The organism is Mucilaginibacter aurantiaciroseus (assembly GCF_024055595.1).
Classification (GTDB): Bacteria; Bacteroidota; Bacteroidia; order Sphingobacteriales; family Sphingobacteriaceae; genus Mucilaginibacter; species Mucilaginibacter aurantiaciroseus.
The window spans coordinates 927,229-946,616 of sequence record NZ_JAMXOF010000001.1; the positions used below are offsets into that span (position 1 = coordinate 927,229).

19 protein-coding genes are annotated in these 19,388 nt (G+C 43.1%); 9 read left to right on the forward strand and 10 right to left on the reverse strand.

Annotated elements, in window-relative coordinates; genetic code table 11:
- Positions 1-27: 27 nt before the first annotated feature.
- The 3 genes from NAF17_RS04285 to pyrE all read right to left on the reverse strand — a co-directional run bounded on the left by NAF17_RS04285 (position 28) and on the right by pyrE (position 3,050).
- A complete protein-coding gene (locus NAF17_RS04285) occupies positions 28-1,656 on the reverse strand; it encodes an ABC-F family ATP-binding cassette domain-containing protein (protein ID WP_252756742.1) in 1,629 nt (542 codons plus the stop codon).
- A 347-nt stretch (positions 1,657-2,003) separates the two neighbouring features.
- On the reverse strand, positions 2,004-2,399 hold the full coding sequence (locus tag NAF17_RS04290; RefSeq protein ID WP_252756743.1) for an SRPBCC family protein: 396 nt from the start codon (positions 2,397-2,399) through the stop codon (positions 2,004-2,006).
- A 9-nt stretch (positions 2,400-2,408) separates the two neighbouring features.
- Positions 2,409-3,050 carry an orotate phosphoribosyltransferase gene (pyrE, locus tag NAF17_RS04295; RefSeq protein WP_252756744.1) on the reverse strand — a complete coding sequence of 214 codons (642 nt, stop codon included), beginning with the start codon at positions 3,048-3,050 and terminating at the stop codon, positions 2,409-2,411.
- On the opposite strand from pyrE, the gene NAF17_RS04300 reads away from it, so the two are divergent.
- A complete protein-coding gene (locus NAF17_RS04300; protein ID WP_252756745.1) occupies positions 3,049-3,687 on the forward strand; it encodes an NUDIX hydrolase in 639 nt (212 codons plus the stop codon). The two genes, pyrE and NAF17_RS04300, sit on opposite strands and share 2 nt — an antisense overlap.
- Here the strand turns inward: NAF17_RS04300 and coaD are convergent.
- From coaD to NAF17_RS04320, 4 genes are all read right to left on the reverse strand, one after another.
- Entirely contained in the window at positions 3,656-4,117 is a 462-nt protein-coding gene (gene coaD, locus NAF17_RS04305; RefSeq protein ID WP_252756746.1) for a pantetheine-phosphate adenylyltransferase, read from the reverse strand. The two genes, NAF17_RS04300 and coaD, sit on opposite strands and share 32 nt — an antisense overlap.
- A gap of 142 nt (positions 4,118-4,259) precedes the next feature.
- Positions 4,260-4,838, reverse strand: a complete 579-nt coding sequence (gene nudK / locus NAF17_RS04310; protein WP_252756747.1) for a GDP-mannose pyrophosphatase NudK — start codon at positions 4,836-4,838, stop codon at positions 4,260-4,262.
- A 16-nt stretch (positions 4,839-4,854) separates the two neighbouring features.
- Positions 4,855-5,388, reverse strand: coding sequence for an RsmD family RNA methyltransferase (locus tag NAF17_RS04315; RefSeq protein WP_252756748.1), 534 nt, complete (start codon positions 5,386-5,388; stop codon positions 4,855-4,857).
- Positions 5,364-6,176 (reverse strand): DUF3822 family protein, encoded by an 813-nt coding sequence (locus NAF17_RS04320; protein WP_252756749.1) that lies wholly within the window; start codon positions 6,174-6,176, stop codon positions 5,364-5,366. The genes NAF17_RS04315 and NAF17_RS04320 overlap by 25 nt, the downstream gene beginning before the upstream one ends.
- Before the next feature lie 324 nt (positions 6,177-6,500).
- Between NAF17_RS04320 and NAF17_RS04325 the strand changes: the two genes are divergently transcribed.
- The 4 genes from NAF17_RS04325 (at position 6,501) to NAF17_RS04340 (ending at position 10,312) form a co-directional block, all read left to right on the forward strand.
- Positions 6,501-6,962, forward strand: coding sequence for a LexA family protein (locus NAF17_RS04325; RefSeq protein WP_252756750.1), 462 nt, complete (start codon positions 6,501-6,503; stop codon positions 6,960-6,962).
- On the forward strand, positions 6,946-8,205 hold the full coding sequence (locus NAF17_RS04330; RefSeq protein WP_252756751.1) for a Y-family DNA polymerase: 1,260 nt from the start codon (positions 6,946-6,948) through the stop codon (positions 8,203-8,205). The genes NAF17_RS04325 and NAF17_RS04330 overlap by 17 nt, the downstream gene beginning before the upstream one ends.
- On the forward strand, positions 8,202-8,453 hold the full coding sequence (locus NAF17_RS04335; RefSeq protein ID WP_252756752.1) for a hypothetical protein: 252 nt from the start codon (positions 8,202-8,204) through the stop codon (positions 8,451-8,453). Before NAF17_RS04330 ends, NAF17_RS04335 begins: the two co-directional genes overlap by 4 nt.
- 428 nt (positions 8,454-8,881) lie before the next feature.
- The gene (locus NAF17_RS04340) at positions 8,882-10,312 is read left to right on the forward strand and encodes an ATP-dependent DNA helicase (RefSeq protein ID WP_252756753.1); all 1,431 of its coding nucleotides are present in this window, start codon (positions 8,882-8,884) and stop codon (positions 10,310-10,312) included.
- Between the two features lie 411 nt (positions 10,313-10,723).
- On the opposite strand, the gene NAF17_RS04345 is transcribed toward NAF17_RS04340, so the two are convergent.
- Positions 10,724-12,055: a sensor histidine kinase gene (locus tag NAF17_RS04345; RefSeq protein WP_252756754.1), complete on the reverse strand. Its 1,332-nt coding sequence runs from the start codon at positions 12,053-12,055 to the stop codon at positions 10,724-10,726.
- A 179-nt stretch (positions 12,056-12,234) separates the two neighbouring features.
- Between NAF17_RS04345 and clpB the strand changes: the two genes are divergently transcribed.
- The 3 genes from clpB to NAF17_RS04360 all read left to right on the forward strand — a co-directional run bounded on the left by clpB (position 12,235) and on the right by NAF17_RS04360 (position 17,210).
- The gene (gene clpB, locus NAF17_RS04350; RefSeq protein ID WP_252756755.1) at positions 12,235-14,832 is read left to right on the forward strand and encodes an ATP-dependent chaperone ClpB; all 2,598 of its coding nucleotides are present in this window, start codon (positions 12,235-12,237) and stop codon (positions 14,830-14,832) included.
- Between the two features lie 256 nt (positions 14,833-15,088).
- A complete protein-coding gene (locus tag NAF17_RS04355; protein ID WP_252756756.1) occupies positions 15,089-16,711 on the forward strand; it encodes a hypothetical protein in 1,623 nt (540 codons plus the stop codon).
- 154 nt (positions 16,712-16,865) lie between these two features.
- Positions 16,866-17,210 (forward strand): phosphoribosylpyrophosphate synthetase, encoded by a 345-nt coding sequence (locus tag NAF17_RS04360; RefSeq protein WP_252756757.1) that lies wholly within the window; start codon positions 16,866-16,868, stop codon positions 17,208-17,210.
- A gap of 69 nt (positions 17,211-17,279) precedes the next feature.
- Here the strand turns inward: NAF17_RS04360 and NAF17_RS04365 are convergent, their stop codons facing one another.
- Entirely contained in the window at positions 17,280-17,564 is a 285-nt protein-coding gene (locus NAF17_RS04365) for a hypothetical protein (protein ID WP_252756758.1), read from the reverse strand.
- Positions 17,565-17,573: 9 nt separating this feature from the next.
- On the reverse strand, positions 17,574-17,843 hold the full coding sequence (locus NAF17_RS04370) for a hypothetical protein (protein WP_252756759.1): 270 nt from the start codon (positions 17,841-17,843) through the stop codon (positions 17,574-17,576).
- 260 nt (positions 17,844-18,103) lie between these two features.
- Between NAF17_RS04370 and NAF17_RS04375 the strand changes: the two genes are divergently transcribed.
- Positions 18,104-19,372 (forward strand): M16 family metallopeptidase, encoded by a 1,269-nt coding sequence (locus NAF17_RS04375; protein WP_252756760.1) that lies wholly within the window; start codon positions 18,104-18,106, stop codon positions 19,370-19,372.
- Positions 19,373-19,388: the final 16 nt, after the last annotated feature.

Below are 19,388 nucleotides of genomic sequence, written 5' to 3' on the forward strand. Positions count from 1 at the left end.
AGTAAGACGGGTTTGTTGCCCAATTAGTTACGCCATAGCGTAAAATTCTTCGCGTTGTTTTTGTACAACGTCGCTGTTGATGTACTCGTCGTAAGTCATCAGCTTATCAATTATACCGCCGGGGGTTAATTCGATGATGCGGGTTGCAACCGTTTGAATCAATTCATGATCTCGCGAGGTGAAGATGATGTTGCCCCTAAAATCTTTCATGCCGTTGTTTAGCGCGGTGATAGATTCCAGGTCGAGGTGATTGGTTGGCTCGTCCAGTATCAGCATATTGGCCGATTGCAACATCATGCGGCTAAACATACAGCGCATTTTTTCGCCACCAGATAGTACATTGCTTTTCTTCAGCACTTCCTCGCCGCTAAATAACATACGGCCTAAGAAGCCACGGATAAACTGATCATCTTTCTCGCCTGCCGAATATTCGCGCAGCCAGTCTATAAGATTATCATCTTTACCTTTAAAGTATGATGAGTTATCGATAGGGATATCCGCAAGGTTTACGGTAACGCCCCACTTAAAGCTGCCTTTATAATCTTTATCGCGGCCGGTTAAAATATCATAGAAGGCCGATGTTGCCAAACTATTCTGAGACAGCACGGCAATTTTATCACCCTTATTGGCCATAAAATCAATATTGGCAAAAAGCACTTCACCGTTAAGCGATTTACCCAGTTTTTCGGTTTGTAAAACCTGGTCGCCAATTTCGCGGCCTTGATTGTTAAATATAATTCCGGGATATTTACGGTTCGATGGCTGGATCTCGTCAAGGTTGATCTTATCCAAAGCCTTTTTACGGCTGGTTGCCTGTTTAGATTTTGAAGCATTCGCGCTAAACCTGCGGATAAATTCCTGCAACTCTTTTACACGTTCTTCGGTTTTCTTGTTCTGATCGCTGCGTTGTTTCAAGGCCAGCTGGCTGCTTTCGTACCAAAACGTGTAGTTACCAGTGTAGATGCTCATCTTGGCAAAATCAATATCCACCACGTGGGTACAAACGGTATCTAAAAAGTGCCTGTCGTGAGATACTACAAGTACAATAGCTTCATACGTTGCCAGGAAATCTTCCAGCCAGGTAATGGTGTGGATGTCCAGGTCATTCGTAGGCTCATCCAGTAACAAAATATCGGGTTTGCCAAAAAGGGCCTGTGCTAATAACACACGTACCTTTTGGGTGTTGTCAAGGTTTTTAATCAAGCTATAATGGAACTCTTCTTTAATGCCTAAGTTGCTTAGCAGGGTAGCGGCATTGCTCTCGGCATTCCACCCATCCATTTCGGCAAAAAGGTTTTCCAGATCGCCTGCACGTTCGCCATCGGCATCGCTAAAATCTTCTTTCAGGTAAATAGCATCTTTCTCCTTCATGATGGCGTACATTTCTTTGTGGCCCATCATTACGGTTTCTAACACGGTAAATTCATCGTAAGCGTAATGGTCCTGGCTTAACACGGCCATACGCTCGCCGGGGGTAAAGCTAACCGTTCCGCTGCTTGGGTCTATCTCGCCCGAAAGGATCTTCATAAACGTAGACTTACCCGCGCCGTTAGCCCCAATTACGCCATAGCAATTGCCCTGGCTAAACTTAAGGTTAACATCTTCAAAAAGGGTGCGTTTTCCGTAACGAAGGGATAGATTAGATACCGTTATCATGCTGTACTTTTATTTTGCGCAAAAATACGGTAAATACTTAATTTATTTAAACCCGCGCGTAATTTGGCTGTAGAATAATTTCTTTGAGATAAAAATGCACAAAGTGCGACAGGGGATGAGGATGCCATTCTACACAATTCCCCACGTGTTTTTTTATTACAGCCTTCAAAATGCATAGATTAAATTTCCGGAGTAACAATTGATTAATATTACACGTAAAAGTATTTAAACCCTAATTTAAACTTTATGATTATTGTAGTAATAAGTCTGTTTATCGTGAATGCATTAGTAGTAGTGCAGCACTTAAAGGTGAAAAGATCATACCCACCCCCGAAAGTGTGGTTCAACTAACTTAGCAGCTTTGCTAAGTTAGTTGTTTCCTCATCAACAAGCTTTTGCAGCGGCCCCGAGGCAAGCATCTTCATTAACATATTCAGGTCGGCGGTAATGGTAAAAGCGGCTTGGGTATCCCCATCAACCTCGCTTAATTCCCATATTAGTTCCATATCAAACGGTGGTTTTTCTGCCGGGATTATTTTCACCAGGCTATTAGCCACACGCTCCTCAATCTTTATCGAAAGTTTTGTAATGTTTTGGATGTTAAAACTGGCTACATCGGCAGTTGACTCCCAATCCTCGATGTTATCGGGCATCAGTTGGCGATGATTGTTCATATCAGCCAAAAAAGCATATACCTGTGCTACCGGTTTATTTACGGTAACGGTACTTTCAAAAACACTCATAGTAAAATATTATTGTCCCCAGGTGGAGGGTTGTGCGCGCCATTCTTTTAATACCGCGGTATCAGCAGCAGATATATAGCTGTGCTCTTCGGCGTATTTTAAAAGCGCGTTGTAGTTAGATAATGTAATAAACGGGCATTTAGCTTCTTTAAAGTTATCGGCAGCTATATCAAAGCCATAGCTGAAAATAGCGGCAAGGCCTGCAACGGTATAGCCGGCATCGCGCAAAGCGTTAACGGCTTGTAAGCTGCTTTTACCTGTCGATATCAGGTCCTCGATAACCACCACACGCTGGCCCGGAGAAATCTCTCCCTCGATAAGGCTGCCCGTGCCGTGCTCTTTTGCTTTCGCACGTACGTAAATGAATGGTAAGCCCATTTCCTGCGCTACTAACGTGCCCTGCGGGATGCCCGCAGTAGCAACGCCTGCAATACAACCAACCGAACCAAATTGCTCCTGGATGGCTGATGTTAGTTGCTGGCGGATGTAAGTACGGATGGTAGGATGTGATAGTGTTACCCGGTTATCGCAATATATGGGTGATTTCCAGCCCGAAGCCCATGTAAAAGGATTATTAGGTTGTAATTTTATTGCTTTAATTTGCAGCAGGAATTCCGCGACCTGCTGTTCGGTCTCACTATTGGTATACATGGCTCAAAAATACAGAATTTATATTAACGAAAAAGTGATTTTGCTAACCGTGAAAACACCCAAAGTTTCATCTCATTATCAAAAGATTGATGCTGAGCACTTTGATCTGAAAATTGTTTACCACTGGGTAGATAAACAGCCCTGCAAATTATTTTATGTGCTTTGCGATGATGCCACGGCTTTCCTGAAAAAGGTGATCAAAGCAAATTATTTGATAGAAGCAGCGGGCGGATTGGTGACCAACCAACACGGCGAACACCTTTTTATTTACCGTAACGATAAATGGGACCTGCCAAAGGGTAAGATAGAGAAGAAAGAAAAAACCAAAATTGCCGCCGTACGCGAAGTGGAAGAGGAGTGTGGCATTAAGGTTAATAAGCTGGAAGAAAAGATCTGCAAAACTTACCACACTTATATTTACAAAGGCGAGGTAGTGCTAAAGAAAACCCATTGGTTTAAAATGACCTATAAAGGTAAGGCTAAACTGGTACCCCAGTTAGAAGAAGGCATTACCGATGTACGCTGGTTTAAAAAGGAAGACGTACAGACTATCGTAAACAATACTTTCCCGTCAATAATTGATGTGCTGGAGAAAGAGGAGCTGATTACAAATACGGTAGGGCTTCTTTCGGAATAAACTGAGCAACATCACCATTGTAGCGAATGATCTCGCGTACAATGCTCGAGCTGATGCTGGAATACCCCGGTTTGCTTACAATAAATATACTTTCAATTTCGGGCTCAAGCGCATGGTTCATCTGGGCTATAGCTTTCTCATATTCAAAATCGGATACGGTACGGATGCCCCGGATCATGTAATCGGCACCGATACTTTTACAAAACTCAACGGTTAGGCCTTCGTAAGCTACAATGTGGATGCGGTCGTCATGTGCGAACACTGCCCGCAGCATATCCTCGCGTTTGCCAACGCTAAGCAGGCCTTGCTTGGTACTGTTTACCCCGATGCCTATATAAACCTTATCAAACAAACTTACACTTCGTTTTACAATATCAACGTGGGCTTTGGTAACCGGGTCAAACGAGCCGGGGAAAAGTGCTATTTTCATATAGGTGATACTGCTGTTGCTTATTCAAAAGTAATTAATAATTGTGATAACAAACTCCGCACATTTGCGATCATTAACCGCGCAATGACCCGCGGATTTATGATATTCTCGTTTCGTCCGCACTGGTGTTGTTACCAACAAATTACACCAACCCATTTATCTGCGCGTATTGCAGCAGCATAATGGTCTTCGCATCTTTTATCCCGCCGGTTTTTACCATCTCCAGTGCTTTGGCGAAGGGTATTTCCATCACTTCAATATTCTCGGTTTCTTCTGCAAGGCCGCCGCCATCGCTCACCTTCATATCATTGGTGTATTCGGCGGTAAAAAAGTATAATATTTCGGTAACAGAGCCGGGCGACATGTACGCCTCAAATGCTTTTTGTACCGATGTTATCTTGTAGCCGGTTTCTTCCTCGGTTTCGCGCCTTATACAGTCTTCCGGGTTATCAAGGTCAAGCAAACCTGCGCAGGCCTCTATCATGTAGCCATCTGCATTGCCGTTCAAATAAGTTGGCATCCTAAACTGGCTGGTAAGTATTACTGTTTTATTGGCCTTGTTATAAAGCAAAATGGTAGCGCCGTTGCCGCGGTCGTAAACCTCGCGCGCGAAACTTCCCCACGTGCCGTCGTTCCCTAAATAATCAAAAGTGGCTTTTTTTAAAATGTACCAGTTATTAGATAAGATGGATACCTCAAGGTTTCTTATTCTATTATTCATGACGGGCATATTAGGTTTAGGCTTTAAAGAACGAGAACGACGAGTGCCCGTATTTGCGCTGCTCTGTAAAAGCCGGGTGGTTGCTTAGGTTTTGCATGCTTTGATGCTCAACTATCAGCATACCGCCCACTACAAGCAGGTTTTTCTCAAACACTATTTTGGGGATCTCGGGAATCTGGTTCAGGTCGTAAGGTGGGTCGGCGAAGATGAGGTCGTACTGCTCGGTTTCCATAGCCAGGTATTTAAAAACATCGGCTTTAAAAACCTCAATGTTATCCAATCCGTGCTGGCGCGATGCATCTTTAAGGTAATGTACGCATTGTATGGCGCGGTCAACCCCGGTAACTTTTTCCGCTCCGCGGGATGCAAATTCCATGGCAATGTTGCCGGTACCGCTAAACAGGTCCAGCACTTTAATGTCCTCAAATTCTATCTGGTTTTGCAGGATGTTGAAAAGCGCTTCCTTTGCAAGATCGGTAGTGGGGCGTACGGGTAGGTTTTTTGGCGGGTTAAGCCTCAAACCCTTTAATTTTCCACCGATGATGCGCATAGCGATAGAGCGGCAAGGCCTAAAATTTTATGAGATTCGGTGCGGTGTGGCAGGTCTAAAACCGAAATATTATTCAGTTTTACTTCGCCAAAAAAGCCTTTCAGGTATAAAAAGTAACGGTCGGTATCGTTAATGTCGCCGCTGATGATCAAATTAATCTTATCGGGCTGGATGCCTAATTCGGTGGTTACCAACGCGCTGAAATAAGCCAGATCTTCGTGGCTTTTAAATTTAAAGGTATTGTAAAAACGAAGGCTGCTATTGGTGAAATTTACAAACGATACGGTATCATTACCAATGTTCAGATACAGATCGGTACTTAGCGGGTAGTTTTGGGATATAGCTTTAATAAACCCTGCATCATTGTGGATAACGTTTTGGTTATCCAGGTCTTTTATAGCGTAGGTTAAAACTTCGTCAACTTTGTAAATAATGATGTTTGTGCTGTCTATCTTTTCGCATTTTACCTTTTCGGTATCGGTAACGTCAAGCAGGCGGGCAATATCGGCAAGGCGGCCTTTCTCAAAAAGGACTTCGGGCAACAGGGTGAAACCCGTGGCTTGCAAGCCGGTAACTACCAGGTTATATTTGGCGGTTAAAATATCGCGCAGCTGCTGCGGGTCGCGCAGTTCATTAAGCGAATAATTTTCGCCCCATGACAGTAGTTGCTTACCGTTAATAACGGCATAACAAAAGCTGTTTACATCAACCTGTAACAACAGGGTGTAGCTGTGGGCCTGTGTAAGGCTTAGGTCGTCGCTGGTATAGTGGTGTCTGTGTTCGCTCATGCGGGTTAACAAAAGTAATATTTTTTCCCGATTATGTAATTAACATCCTTACCGCGCCCATGTTTACGAATAGGGTGAATATTATATCGCTCCTTTAAAAGAAGCCCCCTCTAAATCTCCCCCGGTAGGGAAGACTTTTTTTTCCTAAGTAAAAATACCAGTTAACTAATTCAAACTATCTGCTCACTCATTTTAAAAAAATCATATACGGCTAATCGTTGTAAGAATAACAAAACTATTTTTTCATCGTGTAGGTGTGTCTTCAAAATATAATCTTTTAACATTACTTGGTTTTGTACTAATAATATTAGCATTTTTGTAATTGTGAAAAGTTCAACGAATCTTCAGATTTATAAATTTAAAAAGTCGGAAACGGAACTGCCGTTATTTCTTTCTTCTATTCAGGCAGGATTTCCCAGCCCTGCTGATGATTACTTAGAAGAATGTTTAAGCCTTGATGACGTTTGCATAGCTAATGCCGCAAGTACGTTCTTAGGTAGGATAACCGGGCATTCCTTAAAGGATGTTTGTATTTATGAAGGTGACATTGCTGTCATTGATAAGAGCCTTAAACCGGAACACCGGGATTTAGTTGTATGTGCTATTGATGGTGAGTTTAACGCCAAAATCCTACACATAGATGACTTGCAGGGTATACGGCTATTATCCGCTAACCCTGATTATAAACCTATCATAATTCAAGAATTAACTGATTTCAGGATTTGGGGTGTAATCACATTCGTGATGCAGGATATAAAGAACAGAAGCCGTGATTGGAATTATTGATTGCAACAATTTCTACGCTTCGTGTGAGCGCAATTTTGACTCTTCACTGAAAGGGTTACCAGTGGTTGTATTCTCCAACAACGACGGTGCAATAATAGCCCGGTCAGAAGAAGCTAAAGTATTAGGTATAGATATGGCTGTACCCATCTTTGAAATTAAGAGGTTGATGAAGCAGCATAACATACGTGGCTTTAGCAGTAACTACACCCTTTACGGCGATATGTCGAAGCGCATTAAATCAATTATACGGGGCTTCTTTAAAGACGTTGAAGACTACAGCATAGATGAATCATTTGTAAGCTGTAAGGGCTTTATTTACCGCAACCTGTTCAACTATGTTAAGGATGCCAGAGATAAGATATCTCACTGGTCAGGTGTTCCAGTATCAATTGGCATAGCGGAAACTAAGACACTTGCTAAACTTGCTAACCGTATAGCAAAAAAGAAGTACCGTGAAATTGGGGTGTACATCATCGATACAGAAGAAAAGCGTGTTGCTGCCTTGAAGGCTACCAACGTAAATGACGTTTGGGGTGTAGGGGGGCGTATCACCGCAAAGCTGAATAAGAAAGGGATTGTTACTGCTTATGATTTATCGTTAATTGACCCGGCCTGGGCGAAAGCTAATTTCAGCGTTGTTTTGCAGCGTACCGTTTATGAGTTGCAGGGGTTAAGTTGCATTCCCTTGGAATTAATACAACCGGATAAGCAGAACATAGCATCACAAAAAAGCTTTGGTATCTACCAAACAGAATTTGAACCTATTGCGGAGGCTTTAGCAAACTACACTGCACGGGTTGCCGAAAAGCTACGTAAACAGAACTTTGTTGCCGGGGGCATACGTGTTTGGTTAGGAACAAATAATTTCTCTAAGACGGATGCTCAGTACTTTCCTGAAATTACTACCGTGTGTGACGTACCTACTGATTATACACCGTACCTTATTAAACGGGCTGTAGAAGGTCTTAAGGTTATTTACCGTAAAGGTTACCTTTATAAACGTGTTGGGGTTATGCTGACAGACCTTCGTGATAATTCAGACGGTACTCAAAACCTCTTTCATGCGAACGCCCGAAATAAAGAGATCGAGATAATCAAAAAGGTTGATAAGATAAACCGTCTTAACGGCAGGGATACGGTTAGGTCAGCGCAGCAGGGTTTTTTAAGAGAATGGAAAATGAAGCAGGAACATCTAAGCCCTAAGTATACCACCCGGTTACAAGATATTATAACTATAAAATGAAAGACTATTTAAACCGGGTACTTATCTACCTCAAACAAGAACTGCCAGAACGCTATAAGAACCTGATAAGGTTAACGGATGGTAAGTTTGTGATTACCTTATTAGCTGATGCTGTTTTTGAATCTGACTATAGGCTACTACATGAAGCGATTTTAACAAGCATTAACAGGGTAAGAAAACGTGAGTTTGATTTAGATTTTACGGTAACTACAAACTATCAGGCAAGAGATTTTAGAATAATAAAGTAAAAATAAATCATAATTTTTTCTGTTAATCCGTTCACTAAAAAGAATTTGCTTTTGTTCAAAAACGCCGTTTTTGATGTTTTTTGTGCAGATTTCAGTCCCTTTTTGCGGGGATTTTTGCGGGGACAAAAAGGGACAAAACACCAATTTCCAGAAAATAAAAAGTGCGTTTAAATTAAAATAAGGCGCTTTTTAATTTGGAATCAAGATAATATTTTTTCCGGATCATGTAATTAACAACCTTACCACGCCCATGTTTACGAATAGGGTGAATATTATATCGCCCCTTTAAAGAAGCCCCCTCTAAATCTCTAGTGATAAGAAACTGAAAGATGTTGCTAAAAATTATTACGAAATGGCCTGTAAAATGGATAGTAGTTTAAAAAACGAACATATGGAAGTTCTTCTTAAATAGTTGGCTATTTTTGTGTGTGCCAATAATTGATCATATCCGCCAGGGTTTCCCGCATGAGCCTACACCGCAACAACTGGAACTTTTTTCCAAACTGGATAAATTTCTGGGCAGCGACGAGCAGAACGACTGCTTTATCCTGAAGGGTTACGCCGGTACAGGTAAAACAACGGTACTTGGCGCGCTGGTAAAAGCCCTGCCCAACTATAATTTAAAGGCAGTACTGCTGGCGCCAACAGGCCGTGCAGCCAAAGTGATCACCAATTACAGCGGCCGCAAGGCGTTTACTATACACAAGCGTATTTATCGTAAAAAGTCGGCATTGAATGTGGACGAATCTTTTATGATAGCCGATAATATGAGCACCAATACGCTTTTTATTATTGACGAGGCCTCCATGATATCTGACGAGCTAACCGGCAACAACCGCGAAACCCTGCTGCATGACCTGGTTACCTACGTTTACAACGAAAAGAATTGTAAGCTGATGCTGGTAGGCGATACCGCCCAGTTACCGCCCGTTGGTGCAGACGATAGCCCCGCGCTGGATGCTAACCTGATGAAGGCCGATTACGGCCTCACCATTCATACTTACGAACTTACGGATGTGCTAAGGCAGCAAAAGGATTCGGGCATATTATATAATGTAACCAAGGTGAGGGACATTATAAGGCAGGGTAAAGAAGTAATGCCGCAGATTGTAACCAAAGGCTATAAAGATGTTTACCGCATGAGCAGCGAGTTGCTGGAGGACGGCCTTAACTATGCCTACAGCAAATACGGGTACGATAGTACGCTTATTATTTGCCGCAGTAATAAGAACGCCAACCTGTACAACCGGCAAATTCGTGGGCGTATATTAATGCGCGAAGAGGAACTTACCGGCGGCGACCAGCTGATGGTGGTTAAGAACAATTACTTTTGGCTGGAAGGCCAGGAGGAGGGCAGTACGGGTTTTATTGCCAATGGTGATATTGCCCGGGTGAAAAAGGTGCGCCGAATAGAGGAAATGTATGGCTTTAGATTTGCCGATGTGCAATTGGAGTTTATTGATTACGCCGAAGACCCTGTGCTGGATTGTAAGATATTGCTGGATACCCTGTATTCTGAAGCGCCCGCCCTACAATCTATCGACCAAAAGCGCTTTTACCTGGAGGCGATGAAGGATTACGACCATATCCCAAACAAACGAGCCAAACATAACGAGCTTAAGTTAAACCCATATTACAATGCCCTGCAGGTTAAGTTTGCCTACGCCATTACCTGCCACAAAGCCCAGGGCGGCCAATGGGAAGCCGTATTTGTTGACCAGGGCTACCTTACGGATGAAATGGTGAATACCGATTTTCTCCGTTGGTTTTATACCGCCTGCACCCGTGCTACTAATGAGCTTTATTTGGTGAATTTTAACAAGAAATTTTTTGTTGGAGGGAGCGAGGAGGAAAATTAGTATTTCGGATTTTAGATGTACGGTTTCGGATTTTTAAAATTGCCCGTCTTCGCAAATTGCCCGTCTTCGCAGGGGGCTCTCGACAGAGGGTTCTGCCAATCATTAACGCGGCACGTTGTGATACCCTGCTAAGACAAAACGGGTAGAAAGTTCGGCGTTTTAAAGTCGAAATAAAGTGTTTTAAATCCTGTTAAAATCGTTGATTTGAGGTGTCTCATTCCGTCCCATTTAGAAAGCGATGAGACACCTGACTGAAAATTATAAATATTTAATTTATAATTAGTTAAGTTTATTATTAAAAAGTTTTACTTTAATTAGGAATAAATTTAATATTATGCAATCATCTGATTTTTAATTACTTATAAATCATATTGCTTTGTGTAATATATAGTGGGACACTCTGCCAACTGACTACTCCACCATTGGCAGCATAATTGTGAACGTACTGCCTTTTCCCTCAACACTTTCTACCGCGATTTTACCGCCGTGGCTTTCTACAATATCCTTTACAATACTCAAACCTATGCCGGTAGATTGCTCGCCCTTGAGCCCGGTACGGCCGGCACCGCTAAAACGCTCGAACAGGTTTGGCAGCATCTCTTTGGGGATACCCATTCCTCGATCTTTAACCTTAATAACGATGTTGTTTTTTAGGCGGTTGAGTGATAGCTCCACGTTATCGGTATCCTTAGAGAATTTTAGCGCGTTGCTGATGAGGTTATCTATCACTCTCGGAAATTTTTCGAGGCTTATCTGTGCGTAAATATCTTTCACGTCGCTGGTAAAAACCACTTTATTGCCGCTGATGATCTGTACCTTCCAGGTGTTTACAATGTTTTGCAGGCACTTGTTCATCTCTGTGCGGGTGGTTTCAAACGAGTTCAGGTTCTCGTTACGGGCGGCATCCAACAGGTCGTCGATAATAGTACGGGCCTTTACGCACGATTGGCGCATCATGTTCAGGCTGTCCTGGGTGTCCTCGTCAATATCTTCCAGTTCCATCATCATCGCTAATGATTCTACCGCTGCTATGGGGTTGCGCAGGTCGTGCGCTACTGTTCCTAAAACCTGGTTCTTGAACTGGTTAGCCTTGTTGATCTCCTCGTTCTTCTGGCGAATCTCTACTATCTGCCCGTAATAGCTGGCTTTGTACGAGAAAAAGTATCTTGATGTTAAATAGAAACCGGCAAGTAATATGGCCGAGATCATTTGGTTGTAAGTCATTTCAGTTGCGCTTACCTGCGCGTGAAAAAGCATCATGGTAAACAACATCTCGATGCCTATAAGCAGCACAATAGTTTCATAGTATTCGAACACAAAAAGCACGCTTACAATACTCAGGGCTATCAGGTAAAGGGTAAGCGCGTTACTTGGGTCGGATGTGGAGATAAAGCTGGAGTACATTCCGCAGCAGATAATGTACAGCGAGAATATGAAAACAAACAGAGCCATGCCTGCTGTGGCGTGTTTGGTGCGGCGCATATTTACCGCCAGTAAATGGCTTATGAGGTAAAAAAATGGGGTTACAATAATAAATATCCAGTTGATCAGATTAAACTCGGGGAAGTTTTGCGCCTTGGTTAAACTCTCCGGGAAAACGTGGTAAAGGATCCTGATGATGATGTTCAGCGTTAGGAAGATAAAGCTGGCGGTACGCACACCCTGCAGGTTCTGATAAGTATAATAGTTGCGGTAAGCAGCACTGTACTTAAGAGATAGTTTGGTGAAAAAGTGCGTTTCCAATTCGGTTTAATTTAGGGGTTGCCCAAAAATATCAATTTATTTAATCCCTTACTCAAAAATGCGACAAATCATCCACCAAATCGTAAACTGTATTGACAAATTGTCTGCTCAGTTTAAAATTGAATGCCATTTGTTCATAAATACGGATGTGGCAATTGTTTTGAGCATATCTTAATACTATGAATTTTAACAACTTTACCATAAAAGCCCAGGAAGCCGTACAAAAGGCATCCGAAATTGCGACAGGCAACCAGCAACAAGCTATTGAGCCAGCGCACCTCTTAAAAGGGCTTTTATTGGTTGACGAGAACGTTATTACCTACCTCCTGAAAAAACTAAACGTTAACCTAAACAGGTTAAACGAAACGCTTGATACCCAAATCGCATCCTTCCCAAAAGTGAGCGGGAGCGATGTTTACCTTGCATCAGGCGTAAATTCAGCATTACAAAAAGCGAATGCTTACCTTAAAGAATTTAAGGATGAGTTTGTATCTGTAGAACATATACTATTAGGCATCTTAAGTGGCAGCAACAAAGCTGCCGGTGACTTAAAGGATGCAGGCGTAAATGAAAAAGACCTTAAAAAAGCAATTACCAGTTTACGCGGCGACAGCAAGGTTACCGACCAAAACGCCGAAGCATCTTACAACGCCCTTAACAAATACGCCCGTAACCTTAACGATTATGCCGAAAGCGGTAAACTCGACCCGGTGATAGGTCGTGATGAGGAAATCCGTCGGGTGATCCAGATCCTGTCGCGCCGTACCAAAAACAACCCGATATTGGTTGGCGAGCCTGGTGTAGGTAAAACCGCTATTGCCGAAGGTATCGCCTTCAGGATCATCAAAGGTGACGTGCCCGAGAGCCTAAAAACCAAAACCGTTTACTCGCTGGATATGGGCGCACTGATAGCCGGTGCCAAATATAAAGGTGAGTTTGAAGAACGCCTTAAAGCCGTTATTAAAGAAGTTATCCAGGGCGATGGCGAGATTGTATTGTTTATCGATGAGATCCACACCCTGGTTGGTGCAGGTGGTGGCGAAGGTGCTATGGATGCCGCAAACATCCTGAAACCGGCCCTGGCCCGTGGCGAATTACGCGCTATTGGTGCAACCACGCTTAACGAGTACCAGAAATACGTAGAGAAGGATAAAGCGCTCGAACGCCGTTTCCAAAAGGTGATGGTTGGCGAGCCGGATACTGCTGATGCAATCTCTATATTACGGGGATTGAAGGAACGTTATGAAGCACACCATAAAGTACGCATTAAGGACGAGGCTATTATTGCCGCGGTAGAAATGTCGCAGCGCTATATTTCTGACAGGTTCCTGCCGGATAAGGCAATTGACCTGATGGATGAGGCCGCTTCTAAATTGCGTTTAGAAATGGATTCGGTACCTGAAGTGGTAGATGAGCTGGAACGCCGTATTATGCAGCTGGAAATTGAGCGCGAAGCTATCAAACGCGAAAAGAACGACCACAAAGTAAAAGAACTTAGCGAAGAGATCGCTAACTTATCTGCCGACCGTGATTCGTTACGTGCTAAATGGCAGGGCGAAAAAGATATTGTAGACGGCATAAACCAAAAGGTTGTGCAGATCGAAAATTATAAACTGGAAGCCGAACAAGCCGAACGCGCCGGAGATTACGGTAAAGTAGCCGAATTACGCTATGGTACCATCGTTGATGCACAGCGTGAAGTGGATAAGCTTAAAGAGGCCCTGGCCGAAAATAAGGACGATAACCGCATGCTGAAAGAGGAAGTTACCGCCGACGATATTGCCGGTGTGGTAAGCCGATGGACAGGCATCCCGGTGAGTAAAATGATCCAAAGCGAACGCGAGAAATTACTGAGCCTGGAAGCCGAACTGCACAAACGTGTGGCAGGGCAAGAGGAAGCTATTGAAGCAATAAGCGATGCTATCCGCCGAAGCCGTGCAGGTTTGCAGGATAAGCGTAAGCCAATCGGCTCGTTTATCTTTTTAGGTACAACAGGTGTGGGTAAAACCGAGCTTGCCAAAGCCCTTGCAGAATACTTGTTTAATGATGAAAACTCATTGGTGCGGATCGACATGAGCGAGTACCAGGAGCGCCACTCTGTTTCAAGATTGATAGGTGCCCCTCCGGGATACGTGGGTTATGATGAAGGCGGCCAGTTAACCGAAGCCGTTCGCCGTAAACCGTACAGCGTGGTATTGCTGGATGAGATAGAGAAAGCGCACCCGGATGTATTTAACATATTGCTACAGGTGCTTGATGATGGTCACTTAACCGATAACAAAGGCCGCGTGGTTAACTTTAAGAACACCATCATCATCATGACATCCAACATAGGTTCAAACATCATTCAGGAGAACTTCTCTGAGTTGGAGGATAATAACCGTGATGAAGTGATCGCCAAAACCAAAAATGAATTGTTTACGGTGTTACGTGCAACCATCCGCCCCGAGTTTTTAAACCGGATAGACGAGATCATTATGTTTACCCCGCTAAGCAGGGACGAGATAGGAGATATTGTGAAACTGCAGTTTAGGCAGGTACAACAAACACTTGCCGAAATGGGGGTAACCATAGATGCGACTGAAGAAGCCTTAGATTGGCTGGCGCAATTGGGTTACGACCCGCAGTTTGGTGCCCGTCCGTTAAAAAGGGTTATCCAAAAGAAAATACTGAACGAGCTATCAAAACAGATCCTGGCCGGCAAGGTGGATCGTGATAGCAAGATTAAGCTGGATATGTTTGATAATAACTTTGTATTTGTGAATGCGGGTGAGTAAGATTTGAGACGAGATATGAAATAGGTTTGTGAGAGTGATTGCAATCTCGAACTATTAATTAACTAATCATACAAGCGGGCTGCCTTAGGGCGGCCTTTTTGTTTTTAGATGTTTTTAGATGTTTTTTGGTTAAATTAAACTTGTAAATAACTTAATAATAAGTTAATAATAAGTGTATAACTTGTTGAAAGAAATTATAGAGATTTGTTTGTATAATTAAGTCAAACGAAATCAAAATTTAACTAAAAAATAAAACATGTCTCATTTTACTAAACTGAAATTATCGTTTATCGCATTATTTGCGGCGGGTTTATTGGCAGCAGGTTGCCAGAAAAGCGAAAGTGTTAAAACAGATGCAACATCATTAGCAGCCGGGGTTAAGCCATCAGCATCTTTAAAAACAGAAGCTGTATCCTTAACGCAGGGGTTTGAAGTTGGTGCTACCAGCCCAAAAACAGCGTATGATGTATCGCCAACCGGTTCATCGGGCGGCGATGACGTTATTTTATCCGGCAGTACATGGAATTTATATGACGCGCTGATAGGTAATTTAGCGGCCGATCAAAAAGTGGGGTCATGGTCGGCGCGCATTCGTAACACGGGTAAAATAACCATGCTTTTTGATGTTACCACCGGTATGAGTACGGTAACGTTAAAGTCGGCAACTTATAGCGGCGATGTAGCGAGCACCTGGGGCTTGTTTTATTCGGTAAACGGCGGAAGTACCTGGGCACAATCGGGTGCGGCGGTTACTACAACGGCGTCTCTAACTTTAACAACCTTTACCATTACCCAAACCGGGAATGTACGTTTAGAGATCCGCAAGTTAAGCGGTGGTACTAACCGTGTCAACATTGATGATATCACCGTAAACGATAACGCCGGTGGTGGTGGCACAGGCGGCGGTACAGTTATTGCCGGGAAGAAATTTTTATTTGATGCCAGCCATTTAGAAAACGCAGGCAGTGCCGATTGGCAAATTGATGCTGATGGTACCGAAAATGTATCGATATATACCGGCGGTACAACTGTAGAAACCAAAGCTCAGCGTTTCCCTACGCCATCTTATACAGGTATTACTGCATCAACCAGCGAAAGCTATTGGAAAGGTGCTATGTCGGCCTGGGCGGTTGAACTGGTTAAAAAAGGCGAGTTGGTAGAATCGTTACCTTCCGGTACGGCAATTACTTATGGTAACAGCTCAAATGTGCAGGATCTAAGCAATTACGATGTGTTTGTGGTTGTAGAACCTAACCGTTTATTTACTGCTGCCGAAAAAACAGCTATTATGAACTTTGTAAGCAATGGTGGTGGGTTGGTAATGGTTGCCGACCATACAGCCGCCACTACAGCAGGTACAGATTCAAATGGTTACAACCCATCAGATCGTGATGGCGATGGTTATGATTCGCCCCGTGTTTGGAATGATCTGATGACCAATAACGGCATCAATAATAACAACCCTTTTGGCTTTACAATTAACTACGTTGATATCAGCGAAGGGCCGTCTACCAATGTATATACAGGTACAAATGCCAACGCGCAAGTAGTTTTAAACGGTGCAGCGGGCGCGGCTTCCAAACTTGCATTTTACAATGGCTCTACAGCAACTTTAACACCTGCCAATAATGCCAATGTACAGGGTCTGTTCTGGCGTAATAGCGCCACCAACGGCGGTAATGCCAATGTAATGGCATTGCTTTCAACATATGGTAGCGGCAGGGTTTTCTTTATTGGTGATAGTTCACCATCTGATGACGGTACAGGTGATACCGGCGATAGCTTGTTTAACGGATGGTCGGGCGATTCGCCATCAGGTTTTACATCGCACCCGGCGTTGCATTTAAATGCGGCACTGTGGGCGGCTAAAGCGCAGTAATAGTTTTTAATCTGATTTAGGCAGCAATGGGGTAAACCTATTGCTGCTTTTTTTTAAATATAATTTTATCAGCATTAACTATTTCAAAACAAACCTTTCGCATTAATGGTTATTTAGGTTCAATTGTTATCACACCAAAATAAACGCTACTGCCATGAAAAATTTTGAAACCTTAGTGGATGCCACTAATGACCTTACGAAGAGAGGATATACAGCAAACTTAAGCTTCGGAGGTGATACCATAGACGACAAATCGCAGGACGTACACATGACTGCCGATGATTTTGAGATAGACGAATTTTACCGTTTCGAGGGACAAAGTAACCCGTCGGATATGTCTATCGTTTACGCCATCAACTCGCCAAAATATAACCTTAAAGGTATTTTAATAAATGCTTACGGTACTTATGCAGATGATAGTTCATCAGCAATATCTGCCAAGCTGCACCACCACCAGGTTAGCGATAACCTGCACGGCGCGGATAGACCGACAGAGTAAACTGAAAATATAAAAGTCAGAATTTGAAGATGTTGCTGGCGACAGGCTATTTTTTTGAATTTTGACTTTTTAATTTTTACTCTCCATCGCAGCAAGTAATTTTTTTCCTCTTGATTGTATGGCCGGGCCGCCGGTGCGCATGATAAACTGCATCTGGTTCGCCAGTTCTTCTTTGATCCAATCGTACCGCCTATGTAAATTGAATAAAGTATCTGCCGCGAAAACCTTAACCGCTACTTTTACTTTTGGGTCTATCAGCCAGTCGAAATATTTTTCAACTACGTTTTCCATATCTATAGCTGCTAATTTTTGGCGGATGGTTGCCGGTGCATCAGGCATAGTTAAATACATCATGATGCGGGCTTAGTGCCGTTTGCAGCTTTCGTTGGTTACACCGGCCATGCGTTTTGCAAAATATTCCAGGTGCTCTATATAACGTTCGGGGTGGGCCAACATCATCGTATCCAGTAACCATGCGGCACGGAAACCTATTTGTTTATCAGTATAGAATGTAAGGCCTATCAATTCGTTCAGTTCAAAATTTTGATCGGGTAATAAAACAGCCAGTCGCTCAATAAACCCTTTGGTGGGGTCTACTGTTAGTTCTATCATTAGCTGTTCTTTGGTAAGCATTATAGCAATCAATATGTAAATTTATAAAAACCCGTTTTAATAATATCATAACAAGCTGGTAATATAACAGATATGTAATTGTTGTAAAACACCACAACCATTAGTTGTTTATTTGTTTAATATAGCGTACTAATAATATTGTTTTTTATGTTTGATAAGTATGGGCTTAGTGTTTGTTTTTTGACAATGCCCATACAACAAATAAACCTAACAGAAGGTAAAAATTATACATTTGCCTACTGCTAATTAATTGTGATTACATGGTTAAATTTAATCGTTTTATACTAGACAATGGCCTGCGCGTAATTGTTCACGAAGATAGTACTACCCCGATGGCTGTGCTTAACATTTTATACGATGTTGGTGCGCGCGATGAAAACCCCGGGCAAACCGGTTTCGCGCATTTATTTGAGCACCTGATGTTTGGCGGCTCGGTAAATATCCCTAATTATGATGGCCCGCTGCAAAGGGTGGGGGGCGAAAATAACGCCTTCACCAGCAATGATATTACCAACTATTACATCACCCTGCCATCGGCCAATTTAGAGACCGCCTTTTGGCTGGAAAGCGACCGCATGCTAAACCTTGCCTTTAGCGAGAAAAGCCTGGAGGTGCAGCGTAACGTGGTGATAGAGGAGTTTAAGCAGCGTTATCTTAACCAGCCTTACGGCGATGTTTGGTTAAAGCTTAGGCCAATGGTATATAAAAGCCACCCATACCAATGGGCAACTATCGGTAAAACTATTAAACACATCGAGGATGCCAAAATAGAGGATGTAAAAGCCTTTTTTAAAAAGCATTACAACCCGCAAAACGCCATTATGGTAGTTGGGGGCGATGTAAAGACCGAAGAGATAAAAGCCATGGCCGAAAAATGGTTTGGCCCGATCCCTGCCGGTGAAAAATACAACCGCAACTTGCCACAAGAGCAACCACAGAACGAAGAGCGCCGCGAAACGTTTACCGCGAAAGTGCCGTTGAACGACGTATATATCGCTTTCCAGATGGGGGGGCGTTTGGATGATAGTTATTATGCGGTGGAGCTGATGTCTGACATTCTATCAAGAGGAAACTCATCACGCTTGCACCGTAGCCTGATAAAGGATAAACAGCTGTTTAGCGAGGTGCATGCTTATATCACAGGCAGCCTTGATAAAGGCATGTTTGTGCTGGAAGGCAAACCGCTTGAACATGTGAGTATTGAACAAGCCGAACAGGCGCTTTGGGACGAAGTAGAGAAACTAAAGAACGAAGAAGTGCCTGCCGATGAACTAACCAAGGTTAAGAATAAAACCGAGAGTACGATGGTGTTTTCGGAGATGTCGCTTTTAGATAAGGCCATGAATTTGGCTTTTTATGAGTTGATGGGCGATGCAGATGGTTTTAACCACGAGACGGCTAAGTTTTTGGCGGTTACGGCAGGAGAGATAAAGGCGCATGCCAACACCATCTTCACTAAAGAAAACTCATCAACGCTGGTTTACCTGGCGCAGGCTGTAAATGAGCCGGTACAGCTAATTAGCGAATAACAGATTAATTGAATCG

Coding starts and splice junctions, on each gene's coding strand:
- clpB (WP_252756755.1), top strand. CDS start 12,235: ATGAATTTTAACAACTTTACCATAAAAGCCCAGGAAGCCGTACAAAAG.
- NAF17_RS04300 (WP_252756745.1), top strand. CDS start 3,049: ATGGCTCAAAAATACAGAATTTATATTAACGAAAAAGTGATTTTGCTA.
- NAF17_RS04320 (WP_252756749.1), bottom strand. CDS start 6,176: ATGAGCGAACACAGACACCACTATACCAGCGACGACCTAAGCCTTACA.
- NAF17_RS04285 (WP_252756742.1), bottom strand. CDS start 1,656: ATGATAACGGTATCTAATCTATCCCTTCGTTACGGAAAACGCACCCTT.
- coaD (WP_252756746.1), bottom strand. CDS start 4,117: ATGAAAATAGCACTTTTCCCCGGCTCGTTTGACCCGGTTACCAAAGCC.
- pyrE (WP_252756744.1), bottom strand. CDS start 3,050: ATGTATACCAATAGTGAGACCGAACAGCAGGTCGCGGAATTCCTGCTG.
- nudK (WP_252756747.1), bottom strand. CDS start 4,838: ATGAATAATAGAATAAGAAACCTTGAGGTATCCATCTTATCTAATAAC.
- NAF17_RS04290 (WP_252756743.1), bottom strand. CDS start 2,399: ATGAGTGTTTTTGAAAGTACCGTTACCGTAAATAAACCGGTAGCACAG.
- NAF17_RS04335 (WP_252756752.1), top strand. CDS start 8,202: ATGAAAGACTATTTAAACCGGGTACTTATCTACCTCAAACAAGAACTG.
- NAF17_RS04315 (WP_252756748.1), bottom strand. CDS start 5,388: ATGCGCATCATCGGTGGAAAATTAAAGGGTTTGAGGCTTAACCCGCCA.
- NAF17_RS04370 (WP_252756759.1), bottom strand. CDS start 17,843: ATGCTTACCAAAGAACAGCTAATGATAGAACTAACAGTAGACCCCACC.
- NAF17_RS04360 (WP_252756757.1), top strand. CDS start 16,866: ATGAAAAATTTTGAAACCTTAGTGGATGCCACTAATGACCTTACGAAG.
- NAF17_RS04355 (WP_252756756.1), top strand. CDS start 15,089: ATGTCTCATTTTACTAAACTGAAATTATCGTTTATCGCATTATTTGCG.
- NAF17_RS04375 (WP_252756760.1), top strand. CDS start 18,104: ATGGTTAAATTTAATCGTTTTATACTAGACAATGGCCTGCGCGTAATT.
- NAF17_RS04365 (WP_252756758.1), bottom strand. CDS start 17,564: ATGATGTATTTAACTATGCCTGATGCACCGGCAACCATCCGCCAAAAA.